Origin of the sequence: Shewanella sp. SG41-4 (assembly GCF_014164505.1) — a bacterium.
Taxonomy (GTDB): domain Bacteria; phylum Pseudomonadota; class Gammaproteobacteria; order Enterobacterales; family Shewanellaceae; genus Shewanella.
In genome coordinates this window covers 1-4409 of sequence record NZ_JACJFI010000289.1, presented here as the reverse complement: position 1 = coordinate 4409, position 4409 = coordinate 1, and the positions used below count along the sequence as shown (strand labels likewise).

3 protein-coding genes are annotated in these 4409 nt (G+C 40.7%); all 3 read left to right on the top strand.

The window, feature by feature from the left end; all coding sequences use genetic code 11:
- Positions 1-183: 183 nt before the first annotated feature.
- Positions 184-594: a hypothetical protein gene (locus tag H5202_RS18295; protein ID WP_182773332.1), complete on the top strand. Its 411-nt coding sequence runs from the start codon at positions 184-186 to the stop codon at positions 592-594.
- Positions 595-1066: 472 nt separating this feature from the next.
- Positions 1067-3160, top strand: a complete 2094-nt coding sequence (locus H5202_RS18290) for a glycoside hydrolase family 97 protein (RefSeq protein WP_182773331.1) — start codon at positions 1067-1069, stop codon at positions 3158-3160.
- A gap of 398 nt (positions 3161-3558) precedes the next feature.
- A partial coding sequence (locus tag H5202_RS18285; RefSeq protein WP_182773330.1) for an MFS transporter occupies positions 3559-4409 on the top strand: 851 nt, incomplete at its 3' end.

Below are 4409 nucleotides of genomic sequence, written 5' to 3'. Positions count from 1 at the left end.
GAGGAATTTGAATTCATTAATATTGATAGTAACAATTTCTTTATGTTAAAGGACTCTAACCGAATTGTCTTAAAACATTGTTTCGCTCAGAAACTACCTAACGATTATCATTCTTTGATAAAAAGAAAGTTAGAAAAACTTTTATAACATGTTCAACACTTATTATTTATATGGAGATTACCCATGGGTTTAGCAGAAAGACGTGCAACAAAAGAGTTTGAAAGTAACAGATTAGGATCTTTGAAGGAAAAAATATTTAAAGACTCAGGCTTTGAGTTTGAAATTGAAGTAAACTGGTCAACATTAGAAGTTGATGGTTACAGCCACCTATATGATGAATGTTGGCCTAAAGTTTACTTTCATCCTCTAGCAAAAGCATTTAAAGAAATGTGTTCAGAAGATTTTGCTAGAGACATTATTAAAGAGTCTTTGAAAAAAGTCGTGATTCAAAACTATAGTGATAATCACAGAAGTGATAAATTTGCAGAGTTTAAAAATGGTGTTCTAACTTTAAACCACTCTCCAGTTACCAATGTTGAACAAATAGATGATCGCGCATCTAACATTCAAAAAGTTGTAGAAAAAGAATTATAGAAATCAAGGCTCTTAGTTAATACTAAGAGCCTTTTCCCATCATAACCATACGCACTAAAAATAACGCTAATAAATTTAATATCCCCAAGAGATAAACCAACTAAAATGTGAAAATTAATACTTTTCGCCATTCATTAAACACAATTATGCGCTATTTTTAATTTCATTGAAAATGTCCAAATACGTAATGTTGTAGTTCGAGCAGAGCGGATCATGCCAATAGTCACAATTTCTAGCTACGAATTGGTTATAAGGTTCATACTTAAATTTTAGCTCACCGCTGAATTAATGTCAGAGTCAAGTAATCAACCCTGAGCCAATCATTGTTCGTGGGGTAATAAAATTGTTGCGTAATTTCACTTCAAACACTTGCTTGGCACACTGAATACGTATGCAAATCTTTGCTGTATAAACGAACAACGCCTTATATTACTTGTTCTAAAGATAAAATAATAATCAACAAGGACATACTATGGCGCGCGTTTTATTTAACGGTGCAAATCCGCTATCCACACAGTCACACTTTGCACTTAATGTTATCGCAGTAGCTTGTGCTGTCGCGCTAACCACCATTCCCAGTCTCGCTCAAGCTAAAACCGTCAACGTCGAATCCCCAGACAAACATATCAATATCAGTTTGACTGATGATAATGGCCGTCCTGAATACCAAGTAAAATTTAATGACAATATTGTTATTAATCCAAGTAAATTAGGGTTGGTATTTCAACAGTTAGGTGAATTAGGTACTGATTTCAACATTAAGCATGTGACTAACAGCAACGTAGACCAAACATGGCAGCAACCTTGGGGGGAGCGTGAAAATATCCGCGATCATTACAACCGCGTGGTCGCCACCCTGAGTAACGGCAAAATTGACTTCGATATCGAATTTAAAGCGTTTAATGACGGTATTGGCTTTCGTTACCTGGTGCCAAAACAAACCGGGCTGGCTAACACACCGAAACTTGATATTACCGATGAATTAACTGAATTTGCCATCCCAGACCCACAACACACAACCGCATGGTGGATCCCCGGGCGCGGCTGGAACCGATACGAATATTTATACCGTACAACCTCACTTGATAAAATCGACCGAGCCCACACACCTATGACTTTTAGAACGGCTGATGGCGTGCATTTAAGCATCCATGAAGCCGCCCTCACCGATTATGCCACAATGGTGCTTAATCAAGGGCGTGACGGTATTCTACGTGCTGATTTAACGCCATGGTCGGACGGTATTCGAGTGAAGACTCAACCTGGCTTTTCAACACCTTGGCGTACGATTCAAATTGCTAAAGATGCCCCAGGTTTACTTAACTCAGACCTGATCCTTAATCTTAATGAACCCAATAAATTAGGTGATGTGTCTTGGGTGCAACCAGGTAAATACGTCGGCATTTGGTGGGGTATGCACCTCAATGAAAATACTTGGGGTAGCGGTCCTAAGCATGGCGCAACCACCAGCGAAACCAAGCGTTATATGGACTTTGCCGCCCAATATGGGTTTGATGGAGTATTGGTTGAAGGTTGGAATGAAGGCTGGGATGGAAGTTGGTTCGATAACGGCGACGTGTTTAGCTTTACTAAAGCTTATCCTGATTTTGACATCGATGAGATAACTCAATATGGACACAGTAAAAATGTCCGTTTAATTGGTCATCATGAAACCTCTGGTTCAGTCACTAATTACCGAAATCAAATGAGTGATGCTTATGATTTATATCAAAAACATGGCGTGACTCAAGTTAAAACTGGTTACGTAGCAGACGGTGGTGACATTAAGCGCGTTGATGAAAATGGTATAGTGCGCCATGAATGGCACGACGGCCAATTTATGGTTAACGAATATCTACGTAGCGTTACCGAAGCCGCAAAACGTGGCATTAGCATTAATACTCACGAGCCGATTAAAGATACCGGTTTACGTCGTACTTACCCAAATTGGATAGCACGCGAAGGCGCTCGAGGCCAAGAGTTTAATGCATGGGGAAGCCCACCTAATACTCCAGAACATACGGCAATTCTACCTTATACCCGTATGCTGGCTGGGCCGATGGACTTCACCCCTGGGATCTTTAATTTAGCGCCTGAAGGTCTAGATGCGGTTAACCGCGTAAAAACCACACTCACTAAGCAATTAGCCTTATATGTTGTGTTGTACAGCCCGATTCAAATGGCTGCAGACTTACCGCGTAACTATGTGCAACGTCTTGATGTTTTTCAGTTTATTCAAGATGTACCGACAGATTGGAGCGACAGTATCGCCCTTGCGGGTGAAATTGGTGACTATGTTGCCTTTGCAAGAAAACAGCGCGGGGCTGAAGACTGGTATCTAGGCGCATTAACTGATGAAGATTCACGAAAATTGACGTTAAAATTAGACTTCCTCACGCAGGGGAAACGCTACCAGGCCGAAATTTATCGTGACGGTGATAAAGCTGATTGGTTAACTAATCCATATGATTACGTGATTGAAACCAAAATCATTACTGCAAATGACGCGATGACACTGAACTTAGCAGCCAGTGGGGGTACCGCGATTCGTTTTAAAGCCTTGTAACACTGGAATGTTACATAAGTGTTCGTATTCGGTTACTAACAAAGCATGAATACGTATGTAGTCAGTTGTACCAAGAACAAGCTCGAGGATACTATAAAACATGCTGTTTCGTTTCTAATTGCAGGATGGAATGGTTTAGGTCGTTTCTGGTGTGTCTTCAGCCATGGAGACCATCAGTTTTAGAGTACCTTGATTAACTTAATCCATTGATTATTTGACGAAAGTCGCTAATGGATAAAGCGAAGGTCTTGGCGAATACCCGTCTTAGGGAGATGCGTATTCGCCATTTTTTTAACTATTAATATTTAGCGTAACCATCTCAATGGTTATCATCGAATTCGACATAAGCAGTAAAATTACAAGAAGTAAGCACAACGACTTACCAAAAAGGATGTCACATGTCTGACAATAATCATAAAAACGTCACCCAACAACCGCAGCTTAATTTTTGGCAAATCTTCAATATGTGTTTTGGCTTTTTGGGGATCCAATTTGGTTTCGCACTGCAAAACGCCAATGTCAGCCGTATCTTTCAAACCTTAGGAGCATCCATTGATGACATTCCCATTTTATGGATTGCCGCACCGCTCACGGGTCTCATTGTACAACCTATTATTGGTTACTTAAGTGACAATACTTGGAATAGCCTTGGCCGTCGTCGCCCCTATTTTTTAATTGGTGCAGTATTAACCACCTTGTCGCTATTTATCATGCCGCATTCACCTACGTTATGGATTGCTGCAGGTATGTTGTGGATTATGGATGCCTCAATCAATATCGCCATGGAACCGTTTCGTGCTTTTGTCGGCGATAATCTTCCCAAAAACCAGCGTACCCAAGGCTATGCAATGCAGAGCTTTTTCATTGGTATTGGTGCGGTGGTGGCATCTGCCTTGCCATATATTTTAACCAATGTATTTGATGTCGAAAATACCGCCCCAGCCGGCGAAATTGCCGACTCTGTACGCTATGCATTTTACTTTGGTGGCGCGGTACTAATGTTGGCCGTGGGTTGGACCATTATTTCAACTAAAGAATACTCTCCAGAGCAACTGGCTGAATTTCATCAACAAGACACCACTGACGCACAAGACACTAACGTCAATACGCGTACAGCCAAACAATATCAAACTGGTGCGATTATATGGATGGCGATTGGTTCCATTTTCACCCTCGCAATTGTTAGCCTAGATCTAGATAAGCAACTTTATATTTTAAGTTTGGGTATTTTTACCTTCGGACCGCTGCA

Coding starts and splice junctions, on each gene's coding strand:
- H5202_RS18295 (WP_182773332.1), top strand. CDS start 184: ATGGGTTTAGCAGAAAGACGTGCAACAAAAGAGTTTGAAAGTAACAGA.
- H5202_RS18290 (WP_182773331.1), top strand. CDS start 1,067: ATGGCGCGCGTTTTATTTAACGGTGCAAATCCGCTATCCACACAGTCA.